Origin of the sequence: Bifidobacterium bifidum ATCC 29521 = JCM 1255 = DSM 20456, assembly GCF_001025135.1 — a bacterium.
Lineage (GTDB): Bacteria > Actinomycetota > Actinomycetes > Actinomycetales > Bifidobacteriaceae > Bifidobacterium > Bifidobacterium bifidum.
The window spans coordinates 156,071-178,924 of sequence record NZ_AP012323.1 but is presented as its reverse complement, the minus strand read 5'-3'; the positions used below and the strand labels follow the sequence as shown (position 1 = coordinate 178,924).

The 22,854-nt window shown below is 59.3% G+C and carries 21 protein-coding genes and 2 tRNA genes; 14 read left to right on the top strand and 9 right to left on the bottom strand.

The annotated features are described in order from the left end of the window. The first annotated feature begins 68 nt into the window (after positions 1–68). The 7 genes from BBBF_RS00700 (at position 69) to BBBF_RS00670 (ending at position 4,679) form a co-directional block, all read left to right on the top strand. The gene (locus BBBF_RS00700) at positions 69–1,364 is read left to right on the top strand and encodes a polysaccharide deacetylase family protein (protein WP_021648146.1); all 1,296 of its coding nucleotides are present in this window, start codon (positions 69–71) and stop codon (positions 1,362–1,364) included. 378 nt (positions 1,365–1,742) lie between these two features. Next, positions 1,743–2,084: a helix-turn-helix domain-containing protein gene (locus BBBF_RS00695; protein ID WP_003811486.1), complete on the top strand. Its 342-nt coding sequence runs from the start codon at positions 1,743–1,745 to the stop codon at positions 2,082–2,084. A 43-nt stretch (positions 2,085–2,127) separates the two neighbouring features. Beyond that, positions 2,128–2,697, top strand: a complete 570-nt coding sequence (locus BBBF_RS09420; RefSeq protein WP_003817633.1) for an ImmA/IrrE family metallo-endopeptidase — start codon at positions 2,128–2,130, stop codon at positions 2,695–2,697. 197 nt (positions 2,698–2,894) lie between these two features. Next, on the top strand, positions 2,895–3,263 hold the full coding sequence (locus BBBF_RS00685) for a hypothetical protein (protein WP_003817631.1): 369 nt from the start codon (positions 2,895–2,897) through the stop codon (positions 3,261–3,263). Between the two features lie 2 nt (positions 3,264–3,265). Then, complete coding sequence (locus BBBF_RS00680) at positions 3,266–3,613, top strand: hypothetical protein (RefSeq protein ID WP_014759743.1); 348 nt, start codon at positions 3,266–3,268, stop codon at positions 3,611–3,613. A 14-nt stretch (positions 3,614–3,627) separates the two neighbouring features. Next, the gene (locus BBBF_RS00675; protein WP_003811477.1) at positions 3,628–4,011 is read left to right on the top strand and encodes a hypothetical protein; all 384 of its coding nucleotides are present in this window, start codon (positions 3,628–3,630) and stop codon (positions 4,009–4,011) included. Continuing rightward, positions 4,008–4,679 carry a DUF4417 domain-containing protein gene (locus BBBF_RS00670; protein WP_003817625.1) on the top strand — a complete coding sequence of 224 codons (672 nt, stop codon included), beginning with the start codon at positions 4,008–4,010 and terminating at the stop codon, positions 4,677–4,679. The genes BBBF_RS00675 and BBBF_RS00670 overlap by 4 nt, the downstream gene beginning before the upstream one ends. 110 nt (positions 4,680–4,789) lie before the next feature. On the opposite strand, the gene BBBF_RS00665 is transcribed toward BBBF_RS00670, so the two are convergent. The 7 genes from BBBF_RS00665 to BBBF_RS00635 form a co-directional block, all read right to left on the bottom strand. After that, positions 4,790–5,110 (bottom strand): hypothetical protein, encoded by a 321-nt coding sequence (locus BBBF_RS00665; protein WP_014759742.1) that lies wholly within the window; start codon positions 5,108–5,110, stop codon positions 4,790–4,792. A 456-nt stretch (positions 5,111–5,566) separates the two neighbouring features. After that, positions 5,567–7,252, bottom strand: a complete 1,686-nt coding sequence (locus BBBF_RS00660) for an ATP-binding protein (RefSeq protein ID WP_003811470.1) — start codon at positions 7,250–7,252, stop codon at positions 5,567–5,569. 368 nt (positions 7,253–7,620) lie between these two features. Then, positions 7,621–7,694, bottom strand: a tRNA-Gly gene (locus BBBF_RS00655). Between the two features lie 67 nt (positions 7,695–7,761). Continuing rightward, positions 7,762–8,700, bottom strand: coding sequence for a zinc metalloprotease HtpX (htpX, locus tag BBBF_RS00650; RefSeq protein WP_013389407.1), 939 nt, complete (start codon positions 8,698–8,700; stop codon positions 7,762–7,764). A 171-nt stretch (positions 8,701–8,871) separates the two neighbouring features. Then, positions 8,872–10,323, bottom strand: coding sequence for an FAD-dependent oxidoreductase (locus BBBF_RS00645; RefSeq protein WP_003819183.1), 1,452 nt, complete (start codon positions 10,321–10,323; stop codon positions 8,872–8,874). A gap of 170 nt (positions 10,324–10,493) precedes the next feature. Beyond that, positions 10,494–12,695, bottom strand: a complete 2,202-nt coding sequence (locus BBBF_RS00640; RefSeq protein ID WP_021648390.1) for a heavy metal translocating P-type ATPase — start codon at positions 12,693–12,695, stop codon at positions 10,494–10,496. 378 nt (positions 12,696–13,073) lie between these two features. Further along, positions 13,074–14,996, bottom strand: a complete 1,923-nt coding sequence (locus BBBF_RS00635; RefSeq protein WP_021648389.1) for a S1C family serine protease — start codon at positions 14,994–14,996, stop codon at positions 13,074–13,076. Positions 14,997–15,364: 368 nt separating this feature from the next. Between BBBF_RS00635 and tgt the strand changes: the two genes are divergently transcribed. After that, a complete protein-coding gene (tgt, locus tag BBBF_RS00630) occupies positions 15,365–16,666 on the top strand; it encodes a tRNA guanosine(34) transglycosylase Tgt (RefSeq protein WP_013389403.1) in 1,302 nt (433 codons plus the stop codon). A gap of 145 nt (positions 16,667–16,811) precedes the next feature. After that, positions 16,812–16,894, top strand: a tRNA-Leu gene (locus BBBF_RS00625). 116 nt (positions 16,895–17,010) lie between these two features. Here the strand turns inward: BBBF_RS00625 and BBBF_RS09770 are convergent. Continuing rightward, complete coding sequence (locus BBBF_RS09770; protein ID WP_021648387.1) at positions 17,011–17,178, bottom strand: hypothetical protein; 168 nt, start codon at positions 17,176–17,178, stop codon at positions 17,011–17,013. A 528-nt stretch (positions 17,179–17,706) separates the two neighbouring features. Here BBBF_RS09770 and BBBF_RS10180 point away from each other — a divergent pair. The 4 genes from BBBF_RS10180 to BBBF_RS09415 all read left to right on the top strand — a co-directional run bounded on the left by BBBF_RS10180 (position 17,707) and on the right by BBBF_RS09415 (position 20,630). After that, a complete protein-coding gene (locus BBBF_RS10180) occupies positions 17,707–18,243 on the top strand; it encodes a GH25 family lysozyme (protein ID WP_021648386.1) in 537 nt (178 codons plus the stop codon). 377 nt (positions 18,244–18,620) lie between these two features. Further along, a complete protein-coding gene (locus BBBF_RS10175; RefSeq protein ID WP_033510175.1) occupies positions 18,621–18,923 on the top strand; it encodes a LysM peptidoglycan-binding domain-containing protein in 303 nt (100 codons plus the stop codon). Positions 18,924–18,994: 71 nt separating this feature from the next. Beyond that, positions 18,995–19,270, top strand: coding sequence for a hypothetical protein (locus tag BBBF_RS00605; RefSeq protein ID WP_014759734.1), 276 nt, complete (start codon positions 18,995–18,997; stop codon positions 19,268–19,270). 214 nt (positions 19,271–19,484) lie between these two features. Next, positions 19,485–20,630 (top strand): DNA cytosine methyltransferase, encoded by a 1,146-nt coding sequence (locus tag BBBF_RS09415; protein WP_080580096.1) that lies wholly within the window; start codon positions 19,485–19,487, stop codon positions 20,628–20,630. Here BBBF_RS09415 and BBBF_RS00600 read toward each other — a convergent pair. After that, a complete protein-coding gene (locus BBBF_RS00600) occupies positions 20,627–21,769 on the bottom strand; it encodes a HindVP family restriction endonuclease (RefSeq protein WP_051265193.1) in 1,143 nt (380 codons plus the stop codon). The genes BBBF_RS09415 and BBBF_RS00600 overlap by 4 nt on opposite strands. Positions 21,770–21,880: 111 nt before the next feature. On the opposite strand from BBBF_RS00600, the gene BBBF_RS00595 reads away from it, so the two are divergent. Continuing rightward, positions 21,881–22,135 carry a hypothetical protein gene (locus BBBF_RS00595; RefSeq protein WP_126436123.1) on the top strand — a complete coding sequence of 85 codons (255 nt, stop codon included), beginning with the start codon at positions 21,881–21,883 and terminating at the stop codon, positions 22,133–22,135. Positions 22,136–22,854 lie beyond the last annotated feature (719 nt).

Below are 22,854 nucleotides of genomic sequence, written 5' to 3'. Positions count from 1 at the left end.
CCATCGCCTCCGCACGCCGCGGCCCGTTCCTCACCTTTCCCCCACCTTCACCTCCGTAAAATAAGAACGTGACAAAAGAACCGCAGTACATTGAAGAGCTGTCGTTTGGGGACAGTGTGCGCCGGGCGGGGAAGACGCGCGGGAACGAATATGGCGAGTACGGAGCCGGCCCCGATAACGGGCGGCACGGCAGGGGACGGCATCGGCTGATTGCATTCGTCGCCATTCTGGTGATATTGGCGTTGGCCGGTGGCAGTGTCGGTGGCTGGTGGATGTGGGACCGGCATTGGCGGCAGATACCGATCACGGTAAACGGCACTTCCATGAAAGTCAGCGTCGACATGACGTTGGGACGACTGCTGCGCGACAATGGCGATTTCGACGCGCATCCGGGCAATCTGGTCGACGTGGCCGGCGACATGATCGAGAAGCATGCCGGCAAACCGATCGTCGTCAGCATCAACGGCGCTGCCGTGCGCCGGGATGCAATCGACAGCACGACGATCCCGCAGGATGGCATGGTGATGGTGACGTCAGGCGAGGATGTGACCGAAGACCATACCGTGAGAAAGGAGACCGTGCCGCACGGCGAAAGCATCGACATCGCAGGCGGCTCGATACAGATACTCAAGCAGGCCGGGAAAGACGGCGTGCACGAATACTGGGTCGGGAAACGTTCCGGCAAGCATGTGGACAAAGGCGTCACCGTCGAGCCGCAGGACACGATCGTCGTGCCGTTGAATCCGCGCCCGGAGGGGAAGAAGGTCATCGCGCTGACGTTCGACGACGGGCCGAGCAAATACAGCGGCCCGATCCTGGACATCCTCAAGGAGAAGGGCGTCAAGGCCACGTTCTTCGACGTGGGCGAGGAGTGCCTGTCGTTCCCGGACGCCGAGAAACGCATGCTGGAGGAGGGACATCAGGTGGCGAGCCATTCCAACACGCATCCGGACATGCCGACACTCAGCCGCGACGCGTTGCGCGCTGAAATCATCGCCGGGTTTTCGAACATGAAGAAGGCGTCCGGGCATGTAACGAAAGTGCTAAGGGCGCCATACGGGGCGTTCGGCAAGAAGCAGTGGCAGGAGACGTCCGACCTGATCGACATGAACGTGCTGTGGGATATCGATACGCTCGATTGGAAGCGTCCCGGAGCCAAGGCGATTCATGATGCCGTGATGACGGGCGCGCATAACGGGGCGATCGTGCTGATGCACGACGGCGGCGGCGACCGTTCGCAGGACGTCGAGGCGCTTCCCGGCATCATCGACGATCTCAAGAAGCAGGGGTACGAGTTCGTCACCATCGAGCAGCTGATTAAGATGGCCGGCGACGCGGGAGATACGGGGGACGCGGGCAACTGAGCCCCCTGCTGGAGCTGGCACGTGTAGCTATCTGATAGGTGGAAAACCACCCTCAGTCTCACCCTCAGTCTCGCTGACGCGAGCCAGCTCCCGCCAGCGGGAGCGGAAAGTGGTGGGGCGGATGACGGGAGTCGAACCCGCCTTGACCGATGCTGAGAAGCCGCTAAATACCAGTGATTTAGCGGCTTTATTTACCTGATTGCAGCCTTGTATGACAACATGGTGACAACAATTTGGGAACGACTTATCTTGCGTTTTCCTACTTGCAGCACATTAGTTGTTGCACCACGATTATTCCTTTTGGAATAATCGTGGTATATTGATTGCCGTGAAGCAATTGAAAAGGAGCCTCGCAGGCTTAAAGACAAAGGACATCATATGACGGCGGCACTTGGCGACAGGATGCGCAAGCTTATGCGGCAGCATGGCATCAATCAGTCCCAGCTCGCCGCGCGAGCCGGGACAACCCAGCCGAATATCTCGAAATACCTTGCGGGAGAGCGGGAGCCCACGTCGAGTACGCTCGCGAACATAGCCACCGCTCTGCACACCACATCGGAATTTCTGCTGGGCCTGCCCGAATCAAACGCCGATACGCCGTTCGGCACGATCAAGGCGTACTGCGCCAGGCACGGCGGCGATCTCAGCGAAGCGGAGACGCGGGAGCTCATCATGACTCTGTTGACTGCAAGGGAACAAGGAGGACATCACGGGATATAGGATTGACGACCCGTCGTTTTATCAGGAGTTGAAATGGAGCGTGGTGGACGCATTCCAGCAACTCGGCTACATCAGGCTGCCCATCGACCCATCAGAGTTGCTGGATGCACACGGAATTCAAACGATACCCTATCAGATTGCATTCAACCCATCTGTCTCCTTGGATGACTTGATGACGCTCTGCAGCTGCCCAAGTGGCATATCATTCACGATTAGCGCAAACGGCAATGACAGCCGATACATTGCCTGCAATCTCCAAGAAAACTCAGGAAGAATTCGTTTTACCAAATTGCATGAAATGGGACACACCATGCGAGGCCATCTCCGAGACAGCGAGCTTGCCGAAATCGAAGCGAATTTCTGGGCGAAATACGCTATCGCGCCCCAAGTACTCATCGAAGAACTCGGTCTCACGACCATCGAGGAAATCTCTCAGCGATTCGGCACCTCGCTGGAATGCGCTTCTAACATCCTGAACCAGCATGCGAACTGGCTGCGCCATCGCCATGATGACGAAGCGCTCGACGCCAGCATCCTCGAACTCTACGCACGCGGACTCCTCTTGGAAAGGAGGGATGAGAAGCAGGCCGACCCGGCACAGATTCTGCAATAAAAAAAACGGTGCGCGAACCGGCAAGTTCTCGCACCGTGGTCCAGACGGCCCACAATGGACTATCTCGCACATCCCATTGTGCCACCGTCTGGACCCACCCACTCATACAAACAGGTGAAGCGCGCCGCATTCTCACAATGCTGGCGCATCTTCAAGATGGCATGCGGCAAGGCGCCGCAGGAAAGGACATATGGCATATGTCGGACAGCAAGCAGCGGTATTCGGACAGCTCGCGCAGCTACATCGGCAACGACGTCCCCGGCTCCATGGTGGATCAGGGCCGCTACGACAGAAGCAAAGACCGCGAGACGAGGTGGAACGAAAGTTGGAAGAGGCAGCCGGTCGATCTCAATGACATTGTCAGCCGGTTCACTCCCGGTGCCCAGGGGCGCAGAAGGGGCGTCAAGTACGTGTTCGAGAACGCCCGGTGGAGAATCGACGCGGACATGGTGGCGGGCTATCTGCGCATATACGACAAAAGAACGAAGAAAAACGTCAAGCTCAACGGTCTGCCTGGAAGCAACAAAGAAACCCACTTCAAAATTCTCAAGAGAAGGGAAATGTGATCATGGAACTTGTCCTTGTTCTCAGCCTTGAAGGTCTCAACTACTACGGCTATATTCCCGAAACCTTCCAAGCGAAGCCGGGGCAGACGGAATCATTCGAACTAACCGAGGGGGACGAGGATCTCCTCGATAAGGACTTCATCGGCCCGATAGACAGGCTGTGCAATTCGCTCATCGACCCTGGAGACGTGGACTACTTGAACGCCGAGCAGTGCAAGCTCATGCTCGGATGGCTTGAATGGCGGCTCACGGAGCCGATCAACCCACGGCTTGAAACGATCTACCGCAAGCTCGTCGAGTTCGCCAACAAGGCTATCGAGCTGGGCACCGGCATTGTCTTCGATCTCTAGGCAAAGGGACAAGCATGAAATCCACCTATGATCTCATCGGCACTTTCTGGGACGGCAGGCCCGCCGACGCCGTCGCGCAGACGGTTCCCTATGATCCCCTGATGCCGGAAGCAGGAACGCCCTACTGTCTGTTCGACATCAATGGCAAGCGGCGCGGCATCTGGCTCTCGGTGCTATTCGCCGTTCGGGATGAGGCGGACTGGGAACGGGTCAGGGCGTCCCTGGCCGGCTGCCGTCAAATCGCAGTGATCGACGATTGCCGTCCCCGGTTCCAAGGCCAGGCGGTGCAGCAGTTTCACCAGCATCGCCTGCGCCAGGTGCTGTGCCTGCTGCGATGCGAAATCCCGGGGGCGCACGTCCTTGTCATGAAGTTTCCCAACGTGGGAAGGGCGGCATGAACCGATCCATCGCATCATTCGAAGAGCTCATCGACCGCTACGCCGACTATCTCAGCGGTAAAGGCATCCAGTTCAATCCACAAGGTTTCCCGATGCTTCAGCCGCAGATGTATCTGGACGAATGGCCGGAGCTCATGGTGCCGTACCGGGATCGCAAGGCGCGATTCGTCCATAATCCTTCCCATACCGTGCTTTGTCTGTTCACCAGTGACATGCGGATATACCCGCGACTGGAGAAGGCCCTCGACGACATCCCGGAATACTCGCGGTATATGGGTGCCGTCGGCTCGGACCTCACCGTCACTTCGGACATGGACCTGGAATGGCAGCAGGCAATCATGCTGCTTAATCAGCTCTATCTGGCGACATTGGCGGTGAACGGCGTCAAAATCGTGCAGAATCTCAGATGCGGTTCCCCCAGCACCATCACATGCCTGAGCTGCGTTCCTTCCGGAGTGATGTGCGCCACCAGCACATTGGGATGCGCGAACACCGAATCCGAACTGGATCTGCTCTTCGCCGAGAAGCTTTTTGCGATAAGGCCCGGCAAACTGCTGCTGTATGGCAAGCACGACCCCATCATGGAGCGTCAAGCGAACGTCGCCGGAGTGCCCTGCAGGATTTACCCAGACGCTCATACGCTCTATAAGCAACTGGCCCGGACCTGAAGAACGTTATGGAAGAATTCGTCATTTGCGCCATGCCGAGATACCGCCATGCCTCCATGCTCTTGCCATTCATCGCTGGCCGCCAGTGATGAACCGGCTGATCTTTGGCGCTATTGCCAGCAGGTAGACCGGGTGCGTGGTGGCGGTGAGCAGGATCCACCAGTCGGGCCAGCGCAATGGGCTGTCTGGTTCACGTTCACGCCGATGTGGTGGGGCTCGGCCTTGAACACCTCCGGATCGCTCGCCAGCGTCACCGAAACGTTCATCAACGCGCCATGCATGAGGGTCTGGCGGGCGAAATCACCCCACCGCCTGTATACCGGGATGTTCCTCGCCCAACGCTCGTGGATTCTCCTAGTCTGCTCCCATTCCTCCGGTGTGAACATGATTTTCTTGCATACGCTGCGCCTGCGGTTGTCACGCCAGCCCATAAAGAAACACCTCCCCGCGGGAGCTGGAACGGCTCATTCCATAAGCCACGTCAGCGGTCTGGAGGCCTCGCCGACCATGGGGACCGGGTCTCCCGGCAAGCCGTCCCGCACCTGTGGAGCGAGCACGTGTGGCCACACATACGTCGCTTGCTAACCCCATATTCATATCAATGGATTGGGAACAGCCCGCGCCCGAAATATAGCGTGGTTCGGGGAATGAATATATCGGCATGCCGGCTCCCTTCCAACGGCATCAGTAGAGGGCAAAAGGATCGCCCACACTTCAATCGTGGAGCAGAATCAGCGAAACTGGTCTGGACGATGAGCGTCCGGAGAAAACGGATAATCGCCATGGAACAATTCCATGGCGATTCCTGCATACCGACGAACGAGTCGATGAAAATCCTCTTTGCTGTGCTGAATCCCAGCTCTATGCATTCAGGGGATAATCCCTAATCAGAACTGTTCGCCCGATATTCCATCGTCGTCTCGTTGCATTTCCTCATATCGTACATTGCGACCACCACCCACCTTTTTGGCGCGTCCCTCACCAACCAGTTTTCGCAATTGGTAATATGCCTGGTTCTCGTCGAGATGCAATAGCTCCATCACGTCGTTTTTGCTTACCGACTTCTGCTCGCGCATCAGCTTCATGATCAATTCGGGGTAACGCACCCTGTCGATGCCTGACTGTCTGACATATTCCACCGTTTTACCGCTGCGCCGATACACTTTCGCCCCCAATGTGTATGTACGACGAGCGTTAGTGCCGGAGCTTTCGACGAGCCCAGACTCCGTCAACTGCCCCAATACAGTGCGCAGACGTTGATCGCTCATATCCAAGGACTCTGACAACGCGTCAAAGCCACAACGTCTCTCTCGCTTGAGCTTATCCAGAATAAGCAGACCGTCAAGCGACATTGACTTGCCGCTACGCTCGCGTTCCTCGGCTAATAATTCCACAAACGCCTCGTCGGGCGCGCTCCGAGGCAGCAGCACCGAAACACCCCGCCCGTTGGATCTCGAATAGTCAGGCAAGGGCCGACCATAGTTCAAGGCCCCCTCGAAAATGCGATCGATTCCACGACCGGTTCGCTCGGCTAGCCCAGTTCGCTTCAACGCATCCATGAGGCATGGGTTTCGTCCATGCGGTTCCGCGGTAAGCAGATTGTGAACGTTGATGCCTTCCACGAATCCTCCAGGATTGGCAATCGTCAGTCCCGCGTCATCCACCAGCACACGCACACGGCCAAGAACTGAGTAATCCCTGTGGCCGAACGCATTGACCAACGCTTCCCTGAACGCCCTCTCGTCGAATTCGGGCACCACCGAGGAAAACAAACCCACGGTCAGTTCAGTTCCTGGATTCCAAGGAGCGAACGACTCCGCTATCTGCTCTATGGTCTTGAGCAGCGGGCCGCGATATGTATTGTTCACCTTGATGTCGGTGCCGACCAGAACTTGGAAAGCCGCCTCGCTTGTCGGGACAAGACGTTGCAGTGACTCCTCACTGCCGATGAGCAACAAACCTGTCAAGGTCGGCGTTACATTCCCATCCGCCGATACGACAAGACGCAATGATTTTTCCAGATCCTCGTCTGAAAGCTCTAGAAGATTACGGTCGCTGGATCGGTAGGTGGAGATGATCTTGCGCAGGCGGTCGCGCTCCAACGGATCGAAATCCTCCCGCGTGGCCCCCGGAACCGGTTGGGCGGAGTAGTCGAGCTTACCCAGATCCGAAAGCCGGGTAGCGATCTCATACGGATACATAGGTACGCTTTCGGGCGTACCGTCCACTTTCATCATGCGCCGCAGGATTCTCCCCGACTTAGTTGACACCACACTATGTGACTTGGGTACATCGACTTGGATGACGGTGACGCCATCACCCACCAATTGCGCGCGAACCGATATCGGGGGCACAGTCCTATTGGCAATCATCGCTGACAGCCCGACAGGATCTTGATGCTTGCGCTGGACACCGGTCGCGGTGCCGTCGTCCTCAACACCCAGATACACGCACCCGCCGTCCGTATTGGCTAAGGCGACAACAGCCTCCACTAATTCGGAATCCGGCAGACCTTTATCGCGATCGCTTTTGAATTCCTTGGACAGGGTTTCTTTGCCATACTCGTGCGCCATTCGCCACCGCCTGCTCTGAATCTCTGAATTTTTCTCTGAATTATACATTCTTTCTCTGAATTCAGAGAAAGAGCACTGAATTCAGAGAAAAATCCTGTCATAAGCCAAGCTAAGAAGGGATACTTATGCAGACCTATTCGACACCGATCTTGATTACGTGGCAACATCCATCAGCAGCAAGATCACTGCAGCAGAAACATTGACCACGGGAAAACTCTTGAGCCCAAACCACTCTCCGAATCCTCTTTTACACACCTCGTGACAACACGGTGACAACAATTCGACAAAAATCGTGTGATTGGGCAAGTGCCTACAAAATTGAAAATCGTTGGAATGATTGGGTTTTAAAGCCTTATCGTTGAGGGAAGTGGAGCGGATGACGGGAGTCGAACCCGCCTTTAAAGCTTGGGAAGCTTTCGTTCTACCGATGAACTACATCCGCAGTGCTTTGTGCACAAGTCGTCAGTGTATCACATGACGGCGATGCCCGCGAACCTTGCGCAACGAAGCTAGTACAAGTACTGCGGGCTGCTGCCGCCGCCGATGCCGGAATTGCGCATCTCCTGCGACATCTGCATGAGCCGGCTGATGCGCTCGTCGGTAGGTGGGTGCGTGGAGAACAGCTTCGAGAATCCGCGCGCGGAGAACGGGTTGGCGATCATCATGGATGACACCGACTGCGTGCCCGCGGTTTTCGGCATCGGATTGGTCTGAGCACCGTAGGAGATCTTGTTCAGGGCGGAGGCGAGCGCTTCGGGGTCGCCGGTCAGGCGGCTGCCGTCCTCGTCGGCGTCGAATTCGCGGGTGCGGGAGATGGCCATCTGGATCAGAGAGGCGCCGATCGGCACGAGAATCGCGCTCACCAGCACGCCGATCAGACCGAAGGCACCGGAGGAGTTGTCACGGTCGTTGCTGCGACCGCCGCCGAAATACATGAGCGAGTATCCCAGATACGTGATGATGGTCGCCAGTGCGGAGGCTATGGCGGAGGTGAGGATGTCGTGGTTGTACACGTGCATGAGCTCGTGGCCGAGGACGCCGCGAATCTCGCGCTCGTTGAGTATGTTGAGGATGCCTTGCGTGCAGCATACGGCTGCATGGCGCTCGTTGCGGCCCGTTGCGAACGCGTTGGGGCTCATGGTCGGGGCGACGTAGATGCGAGGCATCGGCTTGCCGGCCTTGGCGCTGAGTTCGCGCACGATGCGGTACAGTGCGGGAGCTTCCGGCTCGGTGACCGCGCGGGCGCCCATCGAGGCGATGGCGAGTTTGTCGGAGAACCAGTACGTGCTGAACGTGGAGACCAGACCGATGACGATATATACGCCCAGCGTGCCGCGGCCACCGCCGGTGGCCCACCAGATCAACATGACGATGGCCCACATCAACGCAAAGAGCAGCGTCGTTTTCAGGCCGTTGAAGTGGCCGCGCACATGCAATTTACCGTCCATAGCCCACACACTAAATTCACTGTCTGACAGTTGGCTGGATATGCGCCTTGAGCACAATGAAATGATTCCGGAGGCACGGGATGATACAAGTACGGGCAAAAACAAGCCGCCGCCCACAATGTCACACGGGAGGCGGCTTGATCGATGTATACGAGTCGCGCTACAGGTCGCTCAGGCGTGAGCAAGCTCACGCATCTGATCCGGCTCGACGACCTTCTTGTGCTCGCGGCCTTCCTTCGCGCCCTCGGAGCGTTCGAAGGCATCGACCTTCTTCCAACCGGCGAAGTCAATCGGCTTGACACCGCGCTCGGCGAGCAGGCGGTCGATGGACTCGGGGTCGCGGTCGACGGCCACACGGCCGCCTTCGGCCGCCTTGGCGAGGTCTTCCAGCATGTTGGTGACGATCATCAACGCGTCGGACTTGGTGGAGCCGATCAGGCCGACCGGCCCGCGCTTGGCCCACCCGGTGGCATACAGGCGTTCACGCACGTCACCGCCGGCGGCCTCGGTGGTGATGCGGCCATCGCCGTTCGCGTTGGCCAGATGGGCGCCCTTCTCGTCATAGGTGATGCCGGGCGCTTCGGCGGGCTTGTAGCCGATTGCGTGGTACACGGCCTCGACCGGGTAGTCTTCGAATTCGCCGGCGCGGTGCATCTTGCCGTCGGCGCCGGTCTCGGTCTTCTCCACGCGGATGCCCGCGACCTTGCCGTCCTTGCCGAGGATCTCGGTGGGAGCGGAGTTGAAGTGCACGTAATACTTGCGATCTGCGGGGTTGCCCTCGTAATCGACGTCGCCGTCGTCTTCCATGTCTTCGGCCATCTCGCGGATGGTGAACAGCTCCTCGACCATCTGGCGCGTCAGCTTGTCCTTGCCGGCCTCTTCGATCGTGTCGTCATCCAGCTCGAAGTCGTCCTCGTTGATGATGAGCTGCACGCCGGGCAGCTTCTCCATCTCACGCAGTTCCTGCACGCTGAACTTGGCCTGGGCGACGCCACGGCGGATGAACAGATGCAGCACCTTGGCCTTGTTGCCCTGGATGCCTTCGTAGACGTTGTCGGGGATGTCGGTCTTGGCCTTGAGGTCGTCGGCGTTGCGCATGAGCTCGCGCGCGACGTCCATCGCCACGTTGCCGCCACCGATCACGGCGACGTTCTCGGCCGAAAGTGGCCATTCGCGCGCACCCGTGGGGTATCCGTCATACCATTCGACGAACTTGGCGGCGCCGTACACGCCGTCGAGGTCGGCGCCCGGCAGGTTCAGCGGTTTGTCCTTGACGGCGCCGGTGGCGAACAGCACGGCGTCGTAACGCGCCAGCAGGTCGTCCAGGGTCACGTCCTTGCCGAATTCCACGTCGCAGTAGAGGTGGATGTCGGGGTTGTCGAGCGTCTTCTCCAGCGCGGATGCGATGAATTTGATGCTCGGATGGTCGGGGGCCACACCGTAACGGACCAGGCCGAACGGGACCGGCAGCTTCTCGAACAGGTCGATGCGGGCCTTGGTGCCCAGACCCAGCTCCTCGCCGAGCTTCTTCAGCTGGCGCAGGAAGATGTCGGAGGAGTAGACGCCGGCGGGACCGGCGCCGATCACGGCGATACGAAGTTCATTGTTCTCAGATTCAGTCACGCGTTATAGGTTATCGCAAGCCACCGAATCACGGAAGGGGGCAACGGCGGGATTTCCCGGCATTGCCCCCATTGTTGTCGAATGTCACATTCGTTCTCGCCCGATCGTCCGGCGACGGGCGCGGCCGGTCGATCACGACCGGCCCAGCTGCGCCCGTCGACCACGGCCCGTCAGTCACGGTCAAGCAGCGCGGTGAGCGCCCAGAGGATGCTTACCACGTCGATGGCTTCCTGCAGAAAAGCGCCGACCACGACGGGAATCAAGTTGAACGCCGCCGCAACCATGCCGATCAGGGCCAGCGCGAGACCGGCCAGCACGGCTTGCAGCATCACACGCTTGGTGCGGCGGGCGATGGCGATGGCCCGTGGAACGGCGGCGATGTCGTCGTTCAGGATCACCACCTGCGCGGACTCCGAGGCCGCGGTCGACGTGCCGTCCGTCATGGCCATGCCGATATCGGCGGCGGCCAACACGGGCGCGTCGTTCACGCCGTCGCCGACCATCATCGTCACGCCGCGCGATGGCGTCACGGTCGCGGTCGTGACAGCGGTGACCTTATCTTCGGGGAACAGTTCCGCATGCACGTCGTCGATGCCGACCTCACTGGCGATGATGGCGGCGGAGGATCGTTTGTCTCCCGTCAGCATGGACAGCTTGGCGACGCCGAGACCGCGCAGGCTCGCGAGCGCCGACTTGGCGTTCGCGCGCGGCACGTCACGCAGGACGATCCGGGCGATGAGCTGACCGTCGACCGACACGTACGAGGCCATTTCATCCGGCGCGAGCATGCCGAAACGGGTACGGATCTCGTCCGCAAGCCGCCCCTCACCTTGTTTTCCGGACCGCCGGTCTCCATCAGTCGTGGCCCGGCCCGGGACGATCCGCTCAACCGGCAGGAACCCATCTTCGCTTGAGGCCGCGAAAGACAGTCTGCCTACGCGCACCTTATGCCCATTCACTTCGCCGGAGATGCCTTTCCCGGCGTCTTCATCAATGTGCTTGACGACCGGATAATCGCGCCCGTGACCAGGCCAGTCCGCATCGGGCTGCGGGCATAGCCGCTGCCCCTCCTCGAACCGCCGATGCAGCCGGGACAGAGCTTCCGTGCCGGCCTTCGCGATGCCTTTGGCGAGGATGTGCACGGAATAGGTCTCGACCACGCCCGCCATCATCAGTACGTGGTCCTCATTGAGGTGAGTGCCGGCACCGGGCAGCATCTCGACGCGGGTCACCTGCGGCTGCTTCACGGTCAGCGTGCCGGTCTTGTCGAAGAACACGTGCGTGACGCGGCCGAGGTTCTCCAGCACGTCCTGTGTCTTGATCAGGATTCCCGACTTGGCTAGTCGGCCGGTTCCCGCCACATACGCGACGGGGGCGGCGATCAGCAACGGGCAAGGGGTCGCCAGCACCAGCACCTGAGCGAAGCGCGTCGGCACACCGGACACCAACCATGCCACGGCCGCGATCGCCAGTGCGAGCACCGTGAACGGCACTGCCAGCACATCGGCGGTCTTCACCACCGCCGGGCGGGAATCCCGCGCGGCCGCGACGAGCGCGAGAATGCGCTGGTATTGCGAGTCGCTGGCGGCTTCGGTGGCACGCATGGTCAGCGTGGTCGAGCCGTTCACCGCGCCGGACATGACGCGGGCGCCCGCGAACACTCCACGCGGCACCGGCTCACCGTTGATGTTGCTCAGGTCGAGCGTGGCGGATCCGGACAACAGCTCGCCATCTACCGGCACGGTTTCACCGGGCAGCACAATCAGCACATCGCCGGGGGTGACGGATTCCACCGCAACGGTGTCATAGTGGGAAGTCGCAGCGTCGGACGACCCGCTGGCGGCGGAAGACGGCAGAGCGGCGACCTTGCGGAAGCCGTCGCCCCGGTCGTCGGAGCTGCCGTCGCTGCCGTCGCCGGTGTTGACACCAGCGACGCCCACGCCGGGCCATCGCACGACGTGCGCGGTCTGGGGCGCGGCCGTCATCAGCGCGGTCAGGCTGCTTTCGGCCTTGGATTGGGCGTATTCCTCGATGGCTTCGCCGGACGAGATCATCAGCACCACGGCCCAGCTCGCCCAGTATTCCTGCACGGCGACCGTGGCGGCGATCGCCACGACAGCCAGCAGATCCACACCGACCCGGCCATGCCGCAAATCGTCGATCATGCCGCGCACGGTGTCGATGATCGTGTACGCCACCACGATGATGACAATCCACTGGCCCACGCCGGGATTGCCCAGTACAGGAATATCCGCCGCTCCCCACGGGCGCCATGACGGGCACACGGCAAGCGGAATGACCGTGAGCACGGCAATCGGCAACAGCGGCACTTGAACACACAGATGACTGCAAAGATAGATGAACTTACGCATCGTATCTCCTTACGCTCGTATACGGACCATCCGTCATCCCAGCAACAAGCGCGGAATCACGAACGGCATGCGACCCACGCCTTGTTAACCCATCGGCAGCACTGCCTAAAACGGCGAGGGCAGGCGATACACGGCGTAAAAAGATTATTCGATATTCAATTGTTCGTTCGATTATGTTGCGCGGCGGCACATGCCATCCACGTCTTCGACTAACTCTAGCAACAACTGCGAAAGGACACGCCAACGTCACGCGGGAACATGGCCGCAGACACAAGTGGAGGGACCGGCGCAAGCGCACCGGCCCCTCCATCATCGAGCCATGTCAACTGCCGGGCAATGTCAGCCGTCAGGCAGCGTCAGCGGCTTCGGGAGCGGAACTTACCACAGGCCGAACGGATCGGAGAACCCGCCGTTGCCGTAGTCGTTGTTGCCGTACCCGTTGCTGTCATTGCCGTTGCCGTTGTTGCTGTTGCCATTGTTGCTGTTGCCGTTGCCATTGCCGTTACCGTTCTGGCCGTTGCCATTCTGGTTGTTCTGGTTGTTCTGGTTGTTGTTCGAGTTCGAGCTGCCGGAGCCGTTCACCGCGGACTCCTCCTTGTCGAGCGTCACCTCGACGTCCATGGTCTTGCCGCCGCGCACGATGGTCAACGTCACCTTGTCGTTGAGCGCCGACGCACGTACATAGCCGAGCAGCGAATACGTGCTGCTCACCGCGTTGCCGTCGTACGCCACGATGACGTCGCCCACCTTCAGGCCGGCCTTGTCGGCGGGGCTGCCGGACACCACGGCGGAGCCGGAGGTTCCCGCGGTGACCTTGGCGCCGGCGCGGGTCACGCCGTCCGCCTCGACCGTGCCGGTGGTGATTGTCACGCCGAGGGCCACGTGCTTGACCTTGCCGTCCTTGATGATCTCGTTGGCCACGCGCTTGACGAGGTTCGACGGAATCGCGAAGCCGATGCCGATGGAGCCGGCGGAATCACTGGAGGTCGCGGTGGAGGCGATCGACGAGTTGATGCCAATCACCTGGCCGGCGGCGTTGAACGTCGGGCCGCCCGAGTTGCCGGGGTTGATGGCCGCGTCGATCTGCACCGCGTTGGTGACGATGTCGGAGCCGGAGTCATCGGTCACGGTGACCGGACGGTTCAGCGCGGACACGATGCCGGTGGTGGCGGTGTCGTCATAGCCCAGCGGGTTGCCGATGGCCATGACGTCCTCGCCGACGGCGAGCTTGTCGGAGTCGGCGAATTCCACAGCCTTCAGGTCGCTCGGCGGGTTGTCGAGCTTGATGACCGCCAGGTCGGTGGTGGTGTCGGTGCCGACCACCTGAGCGGTGTACATCTGCCCGTTGGACAGCGTCACCTGAATCTGCTGGGCGCCGGAGATCACGTGGTTGTTGGTGACGATGTAGCCCTTGGCGCTCACGATCGCGCCCGACCCCTTGGCGGTGCCGTTGCTCAGCGCCGCCTGAATCGACACGACGGAGCCGGAGACCTCGCTCGCCACGGTCTTCCAGTCGGCGGCCTCGCCCGTCTTGGCGGTGGCGCTGCCGGTACCGGACTTGTTCGACTGGACGTTGGTCAGCGATGTCGTCGTCGGCGTGCTCACCCAACCATAGGTGAGCGCGAAGTATCCAACGCCGAGGCACAGCGCCGCGGCCACCAGGGCGGCCACCACTGCGGTCACGATGTGGCTGGCCGCGGAGCTCCCGCCGCGAGACGCGTTGCCGCCGTCTTCCGGCTGAGCCATGCCCTGATCCTGGCCGCCGTTCGGGCCTTGCGGGCCGAACGGGAAACCGTAGGGCGTGTTGCCGTTCTGGCGATTCTGCTGTGAGGCGTCGTCCGTCGGGCGCGTCATGAACGGGTTGCCGTTAAAGAATGGGTTGCCGCCGTTGCCCGTGTTCTGATTCTGCTGCTGGGTCGGCTGCGGCTGCTGGGGCTCCGGCTGAGTCGGAGTCGGGCCGTAGGCGCCGTATTCCGGTGCCGGGCGGTACAGCGGCTGCGTCGGCTGCGTCGGCTGCGGCGGCAGCGGCTGAGTCGGTTCGGAAGCCTGGGCCTGCTCTGAGGTCGGCGCGACAGGCGCCAACGGCTGGGTCGGACGGGTATCCTGCGCTTCGGGCTGCGGCTGCTGCGCGTCGTCGTTCTGCGCGGGCGCTTCCTGAGGCGCGCCCAGCGGCTCCTGGGCGAATTGCTGATCCTGCGCATCCGAGGTCGTCGGAGCGTCCTGCTGCAGGTTGTCGTTCTGCGGCTGCTCAGGCTGGCCGCCGTTATCGGCGGGCCAGTATCCGTTGTTGTTGTCAGCCATGTTGTCTCCTTCAATATTCGTAAGTATCAGCAGGCGGGTTGGGGCTCGTATCTGTGAGCCAGCGCGCCGCCAAGCTCTACGTAAGAGTAAAGATACCTGCTCTGGATGTTTCCTGAACGTTGATTGGAAGGAGAGAATGAATTATCTACCGTTATCATGAAGCAGGCCTTCGGCCTTGTTTCGTACGACATTTCCGACCGGTCAGCAGCAAAACGATTCTTCTGAAACCCGCGGATATCCCGTCCGAAAAGCGGACGCATCAGCCGGACAGCTTGAGACAACGATACGCCACGAACCGCCGGGAAAGCCCGCAGCAGGCTTTCCGAGCGCCATCTCCCGCCTTCCCGGCCATCGCCTAGAGTAATCGTATGACGAGTTTTCTGGAGCACCCGCGCGGCGCGGCCGATGGCAGGCCCGGCGACCGCAGCGCATTCTTTTTCGAAACCCTTACGCAACTGCCCGATTCAGCTGACGGCAAAGGCCGTGGCGGCCGCCGTTACGGCCGCACCGGCATCATCCACACGCCGCACGGCGACATCCGCACACCGGCCTTCGTGCCGGTCGCCACGCAGGCGGCAATGAAGGCCGTCCTGCCGGAGACCATGCGCGAGCTGGGGGCGCAATGTCTGCTGTCCAACGCGTTTCATCTGTTCGAGCGCCCTGGCCAGGATGTGCTCGACGCGGCCGGCGGACTCGCGCGATTCATGAACTGGGACGGGCCGACGTTCACCGATTCCGGCGGATTCCAGGTGCTGTCGCTGGGAGCCGGATTCAAGAAGACGCTGGCGATGGACGTGACCGGCATGAAATCGGACGACGTGATCGCGGCGGGCAAGGAACGACTGGCGTTCGTCGACGAGGATGGGGTGACATTCAAATCGCCGCTCAACGGCGACCGTCATCGTTTCTCCGCGGAAATCTCGATGGGCATCCAGCATAAAATCGGCGCGGACATCATGTTCGCGTTCGACGAATTGACGACGCTGATGAACACGCGCTCGTATCAGGAAGCCTCGGTGGAACGCACCTACCGTTGGGCGCAGCGTTGCGTGGCCGAGCACCAGCGGCTGACCGAGGAGCGGCTGGGCAAACCGTACCAGGCACTGTACGGCGTGGTGCAGGGCGCGAACTATGAGGACCTGCGCAGGCATGCGGCCGAGCAGATCGCCTCGCTGGACTTCGACGGTGTGGGCATCGGCGGCGCGATCGAGAAGCGTATCATCGCAGACACGTGCGCGTGGATCTGCGACGCGATGCCGGAAAGCCGGCCACGGCACGTGCTGGGCATCGCCTCGGTCGACGACATCTTCGCATGTGTGGAGAATGGCGGCGACACGTTCGATTGCGTTGCACCCGCAAGGTGCGCGCGCAACGGGGCGATTTTCACGCGCGACGGGCGCTACAACGTCAAGCGTGCCCAGCACAAGTTCGATTTCGGCCCGCTTGAGGAGGGGTGCGACTGCTACACGTGCCAGCATTACACGCGCGCATATGTGGACCACTTGCTGCGCGCCCGCGAATTCAATGGGTTCACGCTGGCGACGATCCACAACGAACGTTTCTTCGTAAAGCTGCTGGACGATATTCGTGCCTCGATTGACGGCGGTTACTTCGACGAATTCCGCGACGAGTCGCTTGCCCGCTTCTATGCGAACGGGCCGCGCGGGTGAGGTGAGGGAGCGCTGCGACGGGTGCTTGCGGCGGGCGTCACCGCAGCAATCACCGCAGCACCCGCCGCGACAATCATTACGGCGCCCCACCGCGACACGCCGAATTGCATTATCCACGTATCGCTGGTAAGTTATCTCTTTGTCTGCGAGTGTGGCGGAATGGTAGACGCGCTGTCTTCAGGTGGCAGTGAGTGTATGCTCGTGGGGGTTCAACTCCCCCCACTCGCACGTATGGAGAATCCCCGGAAAACGTTGGAACGCCAACACTCCGGGGTTTTCTCATATATGCCGGATACCGGGAAATGTGGGGTTATTGTCCAAAATGTGTGTCTGGGGGTATGGGGTTAGTCGGTGGTGTTGGGGTATCTTACGCGGGTGTGGAATTCGTTCCGGCCGATGCCGGTGACGTACCGGTTGGGGATGCCGTAGGTTTCGTATGCGCCTTGCGGACTGTGTTCCCATGCTTTGCGGCAGAGTTCCTCGATCTGCTGGTCGCTGATGGCGTTGGTCATGAGCCATGAGGCTGGTCTGGGCTGTCGGGCGTGTTGATGGCACCGCCGGCAGGTCGCCTTGATTCGGCGCAACAGGCTTGATCCCCGGTGGTGGCGGAGCATGCCGCGGATCCACCCGTTCCATGACTCGATGAGGCTGTCCGCCGCCGGGATCGGCGTGGTGCGACCCCTGGTCGGTCCCGGGAACGTGAACAGGTGGTTCTCGCGGGATACGTTCGCGGATCATGCGTCTGGCTCTGACGAGGCGTTGGTGCCGGTCGGCGATGGTGCCGTCCGCGTACGTGCCCTTCCCGTCAAGGGACGCGTCGTACGTTTGCCCCCACTGGCTGTAGGAGGCGGGCCATGCGGCCGCGGCATCCGTGTCCGTCACGCGGCTCAAGGCGACGGCGACCTTCCGCAGTTGTTTGCCTGCCCCGGACCTTGGCTTGATCCCGGTGGGCTGGGTGATGTTCATGCACACGTGGAACAAGCGCCGCCGCGCCTTGGTATCAGGCCGGCGCTCGCGCAACGCCTTCGGAAGGACAACATATGTCCCGAATACTCAAACGAATATCCACGCTGCTGGTGGCGTTGCTGGTCATGGTCATGGTCGTGCCATCCGCGATGGTGGACATGAACGGCATCAACGTGTCCGGCTGGCAGCCGGCCGGCATCACACGCCAGGTGCAGGCCGACTTCGCCGTGGCCAAGGTCACCCAGAACACCGGGTTCGTCAACACCGCATGGCGTGTACAGGCACAGGGCGCGTTGGACACCGGCAAGAAACTCGGCCTCTACCACTACGCCGGCGGTAACAACGCCACCGCCGAAGCCAACCACTTCACCAACCACACGCGATCTTACGTGGGCCGCGCGGTGCTGGTATTGGATTGGGAATCCTACCAGAACGGCGCATGGGGCAACGGCAACTGGGTACGAGAATTCGTCCGGCGCGTGCACGCGATGACCGGCGTGTGGCCCATAGTCTACGTGCAAGCATCCGCGATTTGGCAGATTCCCTCCGATGTGAGGGCCAAGTGCGGACTGTGGGTGGCGCAATACGCTTCCAACGCGGCCACAGGATGACAGACCCGCCCGTGGAAGTATGGCGCATATGGCGAGGCCATGCGCCAATACACTTCCAACGGCCGGCTGCCCGGATACGCTGGCCCGCTGGATCTCAACGTGTTCCGTGGCGAAGCCTGGCAGTGGGACAAGTACGCCAACCCCCAACGGCACCGCCGTCAGGCCTTCTCCCGCGCCGCGTCCCTCCGTTCCGAGCGTGGATTACGAGGCGCTGGCGACGGCCACGATCCGCGGCGACTACGGCAACGGCCAAACCCGCAAAGCCCGCGCTGAGTGCGAACTACGAGCGCGTCATACAGATCGTCAACCGGCGACTCGGCGTGACCTCCGCCAGTGCGTCCGTTCCAGCGCCCGCCTCGGTTGCGAAGGACGTGAGCGTGACCGTGCGCAGCGGCGACACCATGTCCGGCATAGCAACGCGAACTGGCCTGTGGCCGTTGTCCGCATGGAGGGTTCCGTCCGGCAACCTCAACCTGATCTATCCGGGCAACATCGTCACCTACCGTGGTAAGGCAATCGCTGTCAGCGGGTCCACGGCCATGGGTAGCCGCGTGCATGTCGTCAAGAGCGGCGAAACGCTCAGCGGAATCTTCGGAGCCAATGGCTGGCAGCACGTCGCCCAGTTGGACAACCTTGCCAACCCCAACCTCATTTACCCCGGCCAACGGCTCCGCTACTGACCAAACTCACCGTGGCCTTCGGCACCATGCCGGAGGCCACCTTTCATCATCAACCCAAGGAGAAAAAACCCATGGATATTTCCACCGCAACCACCCTCGCGTCCGGACTCGTGGCACTCATCGCGCCCGCACTCGTGCAGGCGTTCAAAACCTATATTCCCAGCGGATACGTGGGACTCGTTTCCCTCGCCGTGTCCATCCTGTTCGGTGTGATCGCCATCGCCGCCACCGGCGGATTCGACGGCACCTACACATGGGGCATCGTACTCGCTGGAGTAGTGGGTGTCGCCCAGACCGTGTACACGCTCGTCAACCAGGCTTTCGACGGAAAGCTAAGCAAAAGCTAACCAGTATAGAGGGAGAAGCGTTATGCCATATAATCCCCTTTGATTCGTTCTTGCTCACAGCGTGGATTAAGGGGCTTATATGTTTGGGTAGGTATGTACTCTCCGCAATAAGGCTAAACGACAGCCAATCTAACGATGTCTTTAGATGACACGCATGGGCGCCAAAAGTCGGCATCGATGATATTATTCATCCATGACTAAAAGACGAGTTCGTATGCCACAGAACCCTGACGTGCCGCCTGAAGAGAACACGGGGTTGTATGACGTGCAACGCTTGGCAGACTATTTGGGAGTTAAACCCGCGACAGTTCGGACGCTTAAAAAGAGGCATCAGGTCCCTGCGCCTACGGCCGAGAACATCAATGGAGGGGCAGTTTGGAGAGCCGGAGACGTGAAAAGCTTTTATGCCCCATCGGAGAAGCGTGTTTCTCAGAGTGAGCCTGAGCCTGACGGACCCTCTGTTATTGACCTATTTGCTGGTTGCGGCGGCCTGTCGCGAGGTTTTCGCAATGCGGGATATAATGTGCTAGCTGGATATGATAATTGGGATCCCGCTATTAGGACATATAACCACAACCTGCCAGAGCGGGCATACAAACTCGATTTGTCCGATGTTGATTTGACGATAAGGACAATAGAGGCCTCCGGCTTTTGCTTCGACGGCATTATAGGAGGGCCTCCATGCCAAGATTTTTCCAGTGCCGGAAAACGAAAAGAAGGCGCTAGAGCTGATTTAACTGAAAAATATGCCACTATAGTTGCACATTTCAGACCAAGTTTTTTTGTCATGGAGAATGTCGCGAGAGCGAAAACTGCCACCGCATTCCGCCATGCCGTTGAAATTTTGACTGAGGCGGGCTACGGTATCACCGAACATGTTTTGAACGCTGCATATTGCGGTGTTCCACAAGCCCGAAAACGTCTTATTACGGTTGGTTTCCTTAACGGCAACATGGACAATGAATTTGAGGAATATCTCACCGCACATCTCTCAGACAGACCGATGACTGTCAGAAATTACTTTGGAGAGTCTTTAGGAACTCAGTACTATTATCGCCATCCGCGTTCATATGCGCGTCGTGCTGTTTTTTCGATAGACGAGCCATCCCCTACGATACGAGGAGTGAATCGTCCCGTACCGCAGGGTTATCCCGGCCATCCAGGTGACGCTGCACCTGTATCTGAAGCGAGGCCACTTACTACAGTGGAACGCGCCCGTATACAGACGTTCGAAGATTTTGAGTTTCTTGGGAGCAAAACAGACGTGGAGCAGCTAATAGGCAATGCTGTGCCTGTTAATCTCGCGAAGTATGTGGGAGCCTCCGTGAGATCCTATTTAGCTGACAATCTCACAGCCTAATTTTCTGCCCCATGCCGATTAGGCTGATTCTTCCCAAACTCACGGGCCTTCTCTATCTGTGCGCCGTAAAACAGCGTTGCGTCTAGCCTGCGTTCCGGCATGAATAGATCCAAAGCTTCCATTGGTATGACATCATCAAGCTGGTCACGAGGTATCGCAGGCTTCCGCAGTCTTGGCCCATTCATGAATTGGAAAGGTATATTACCAGCAAATGAGCCGGCCTTGTCGGTCTGCTGATTGTACGTAATGGCTGAATGCGCCCAGTCGAACTTTACTTTACCTTGGCACGCATAATCATAGAGCGAACGCACAAGCCAAATCAACGAACGTTCTGGGCGTGTGATTTCGGCATTCGGGTCATTTCTATTTGCTGCTGAGACAAGAAACAGCTGGAGAAAAGCGAGATTTGTCCACACAAATGAATCGAAACAGTTTTCGTCCAACAGACCTCGCTGCCCCTGTGTTCGCCAAAGTCCTGTGATGGCAAATGGCTTTTGCTGTGCAAGTTTTGCTTTTGCTATCGCCTCCGCAGCCTCCCTTATCTGGGGAAGGCGGCGAAGCATAAAGGATTCATCTTCCCACTTGAAGTACTGAATGCTATCACCAAGGAATTTGACAATGATTTTGCGCAGTTCTTCCATTCCCGTTTTGCCATAGGTGTCAGCTATCGAAAACGTAAGCTGCTCGATGCTGGGTGGGCGCACCACAATTTCACAACTCTGGTCGTCATGGGATTTTCGCGCGGTACCGGAGTTTGGGACGACTACAAGCTTCACTTCAAAAGCGGACTTATGATCACCAGTCTCACGATCTACTACGACTACATCGGAACGATTCGCTTTGTTCGTAGCATATTTGTCATATCCTTCAAAAGATTCTTCAAAACGAAAGCCCACATTGCAAGGATCTGCACCGAATACCTCTGCTAGAGGCACATAGGCTTGGTGAGTGCTGAGTTGTTTCTTATCATTAAGAATGCCTTCTATCAGCACGGTCGGCTTTTTAAGGACTTCATCGATGTACATGAGGAAACTTATCGGCGCCTCGGTGGTGAAGTTATTCTTAGTCATCAAATCGGCGAGATCTGAGCGGCTCGTGTATTCCATGCCATATGGGGCATAACTGTTTTTCTCGTACATGTGCCCATCATATGCGAACCAGGACTCGATTTGAGCTAAAAACGCGGTGTATTTGGGAATCCACATGCCTGTGATGTAACTTTGTGTACCACGATAGCCACGGAGGGTGTCATGGGATGCAAAGATTGGCCTGTTGATGACCCAACGCTAGATCCTGATGGAGCAAGCATGCTAGAAGGCGTTTTCGATGCCCGCATGCTCTGGCCGGAAGACGCAAGCGAGCTGATTGAGCTGGCTGACGACTATCCGACCGTGGAGGATCTGGGAGATCCGTACTACTTTGACAAACTGCGTGAGAAGATAAACCGTCTTGGTTTGAAGCCTGATGATGGGCATGCCTTGGAAGACACCTTGGGAGAGTTCTAACCCCGGTTGCGATGAAACGGCGCCACCTCGTCTGAAAGCTTTTTAGAATTCCGAAATTAGCGCGTCGACACGCCGGGCGATATCCCCGCCATGATGGTCAATTCCAGTAAAAAACCAGTAACAATGACCGTCACGGTGAGCCAATCCCAGTCGTCTCAACAAAGACAACCAAGAACCGGAAACCGCCATTTTCCAACGATATTAGGCTCAACAAGAGCCAGCCAATTCAACAAAGAAACACCCCGCGAAAACAGGATGTCGCAGGTTCAAATCCTGTCAGCCCGACCGGCGGCCCTACTTCCGCTCGGGGAGTGGGGCTTCTGGGTTAAGTAAAGAAACGTGGGTCTTATCCGCGCGCGTTGATGGGTTAGCGCCGGCGTCCGACCCAGTCTTTTTCTGATGCCGAACCCGCTTTCGTAGGCGTCGATGCCGGAGGCCGCCTACATCGTCTAAGGAGCATCATGCGGATATCGGCACCGTGATCACGCTCGGGTCCGGGTTCGTGGCGTTGATCGTGCCCGCGTTCGTTCGGGTGTTCAAGAAGTATATTCCCGGCGGATACGTCGGACCCGTGTACCTTTCCGCATCCGTCTTGTTCGGTATCATCGCCATCGCCGCCACCGGTGGATTCGACGACACCTATAAGACGCTGCTCGAAATCACATCCAACGAACTCCAATCATGGGTGAACAAACTCTCCAAGGGCGGGTATAAGGCCC

Coding starts and splice junctions, on each gene's coding strand:
- BBBF_RS00695 (WP_003811486.1), top strand. CDS start 1,743: ATGACGGCGGCACTTGGCGACAGGATGCGCAAGCTTATGCGGCAGCAT.
- BBBF_RS00685 (WP_003817631.1), top strand. CDS start 2,895: ATGTCGGACAGCAAGCAGCGGTATTCGGACAGCTCGCGCAGCTACATC.
- BBBF_RS00680 (WP_014759743.1), top strand. CDS start 3,266: ATGGAACTTGTCCTTGTTCTCAGCCTTGAAGGTCTCAACTACTACGGC.
- BBBF_RS00675 (WP_003811477.1), top strand. CDS start 3,628: ATGAAATCCACCTATGATCTCATCGGCACTTTCTGGGACGGCAGGCCC.
- BBBF_RS00670 (WP_003817625.1), top strand. CDS start 4,008: ATGAACCGATCCATCGCATCATTCGAAGAGCTCATCGACCGCTACGCC.
- BBBF_RS00665 (WP_014759742.1), bottom strand. CDS start 5,110: ATGGGCTGGCGTGACAACCGCAGGCGCAGCGTATGCAAGAAAATCATG.
- BBBF_RS00660 (WP_003811470.1), bottom strand. CDS start 7,252: ATGGCGCACGAGTATGGCAAAGAAACCCTGTCCAAGGAATTCAAAAGC.
- htpX (WP_013389407.1), bottom strand. CDS start 8,700: ATGGACGGTAAATTGCATGTGCGCGGCCACTTCAACGGCCTGAAAACG.
- BBBF_RS00640 (WP_021648390.1), bottom strand. CDS start 12,695: ATGCGTAAGTTCATCTATCTTTGCAGTCATCTGTGTGTTCAAGTGCCG.
- BBBF_RS00635 (WP_021648389.1), bottom strand. CDS start 14,996: ATGGCTGACAACAACAACGGATACTGGCCCGCCGATAACGGCGGCCAG.
- tgt (WP_013389403.1), top strand. CDS start 15,365: ATGACGAGTTTTCTGGAGCACCCGCGCGGCGCGGCCGATGGCAGGCCC.
- BBBF_RS09770 (WP_021648387.1), bottom strand. CDS start 17,178: ATGACCAACGCCATCAGCGACCAGCAGATCGAGGAACTCTGCCGCAAA.
- BBBF_RS10180 (WP_021648386.1), top strand. CDS start 17,707: ATGTCCCGAATACTCAAACGAATATCCACGCTGCTGGTGGCGTTGCTG.
- BBBF_RS00605 (WP_014759734.1), top strand. CDS start 18,995: ATGGATATTTCCACCGCAACCACCCTCGCGTCCGGACTCGTGGCACTC.
- BBBF_RS09415 (WP_080580096.1), top strand. CDS start 19,485: ATGCCACAGAACCCTGACGTGCCGCCTGAAGAGAACACGGGGTTGTAT.
- BBBF_RS00600 (WP_051265193.1), bottom strand. CDS start 21,769: ATGTACGAGAAAAACAGTTATGCCCCATATGGCATGGAATACACGAGC.
- BBBF_RS00595 (WP_126436123.1), top strand. CDS start 21,881: ATGGGATGCAAAGATTGGCCTGTTGATGACCCAACGCTAGATCCTGAT.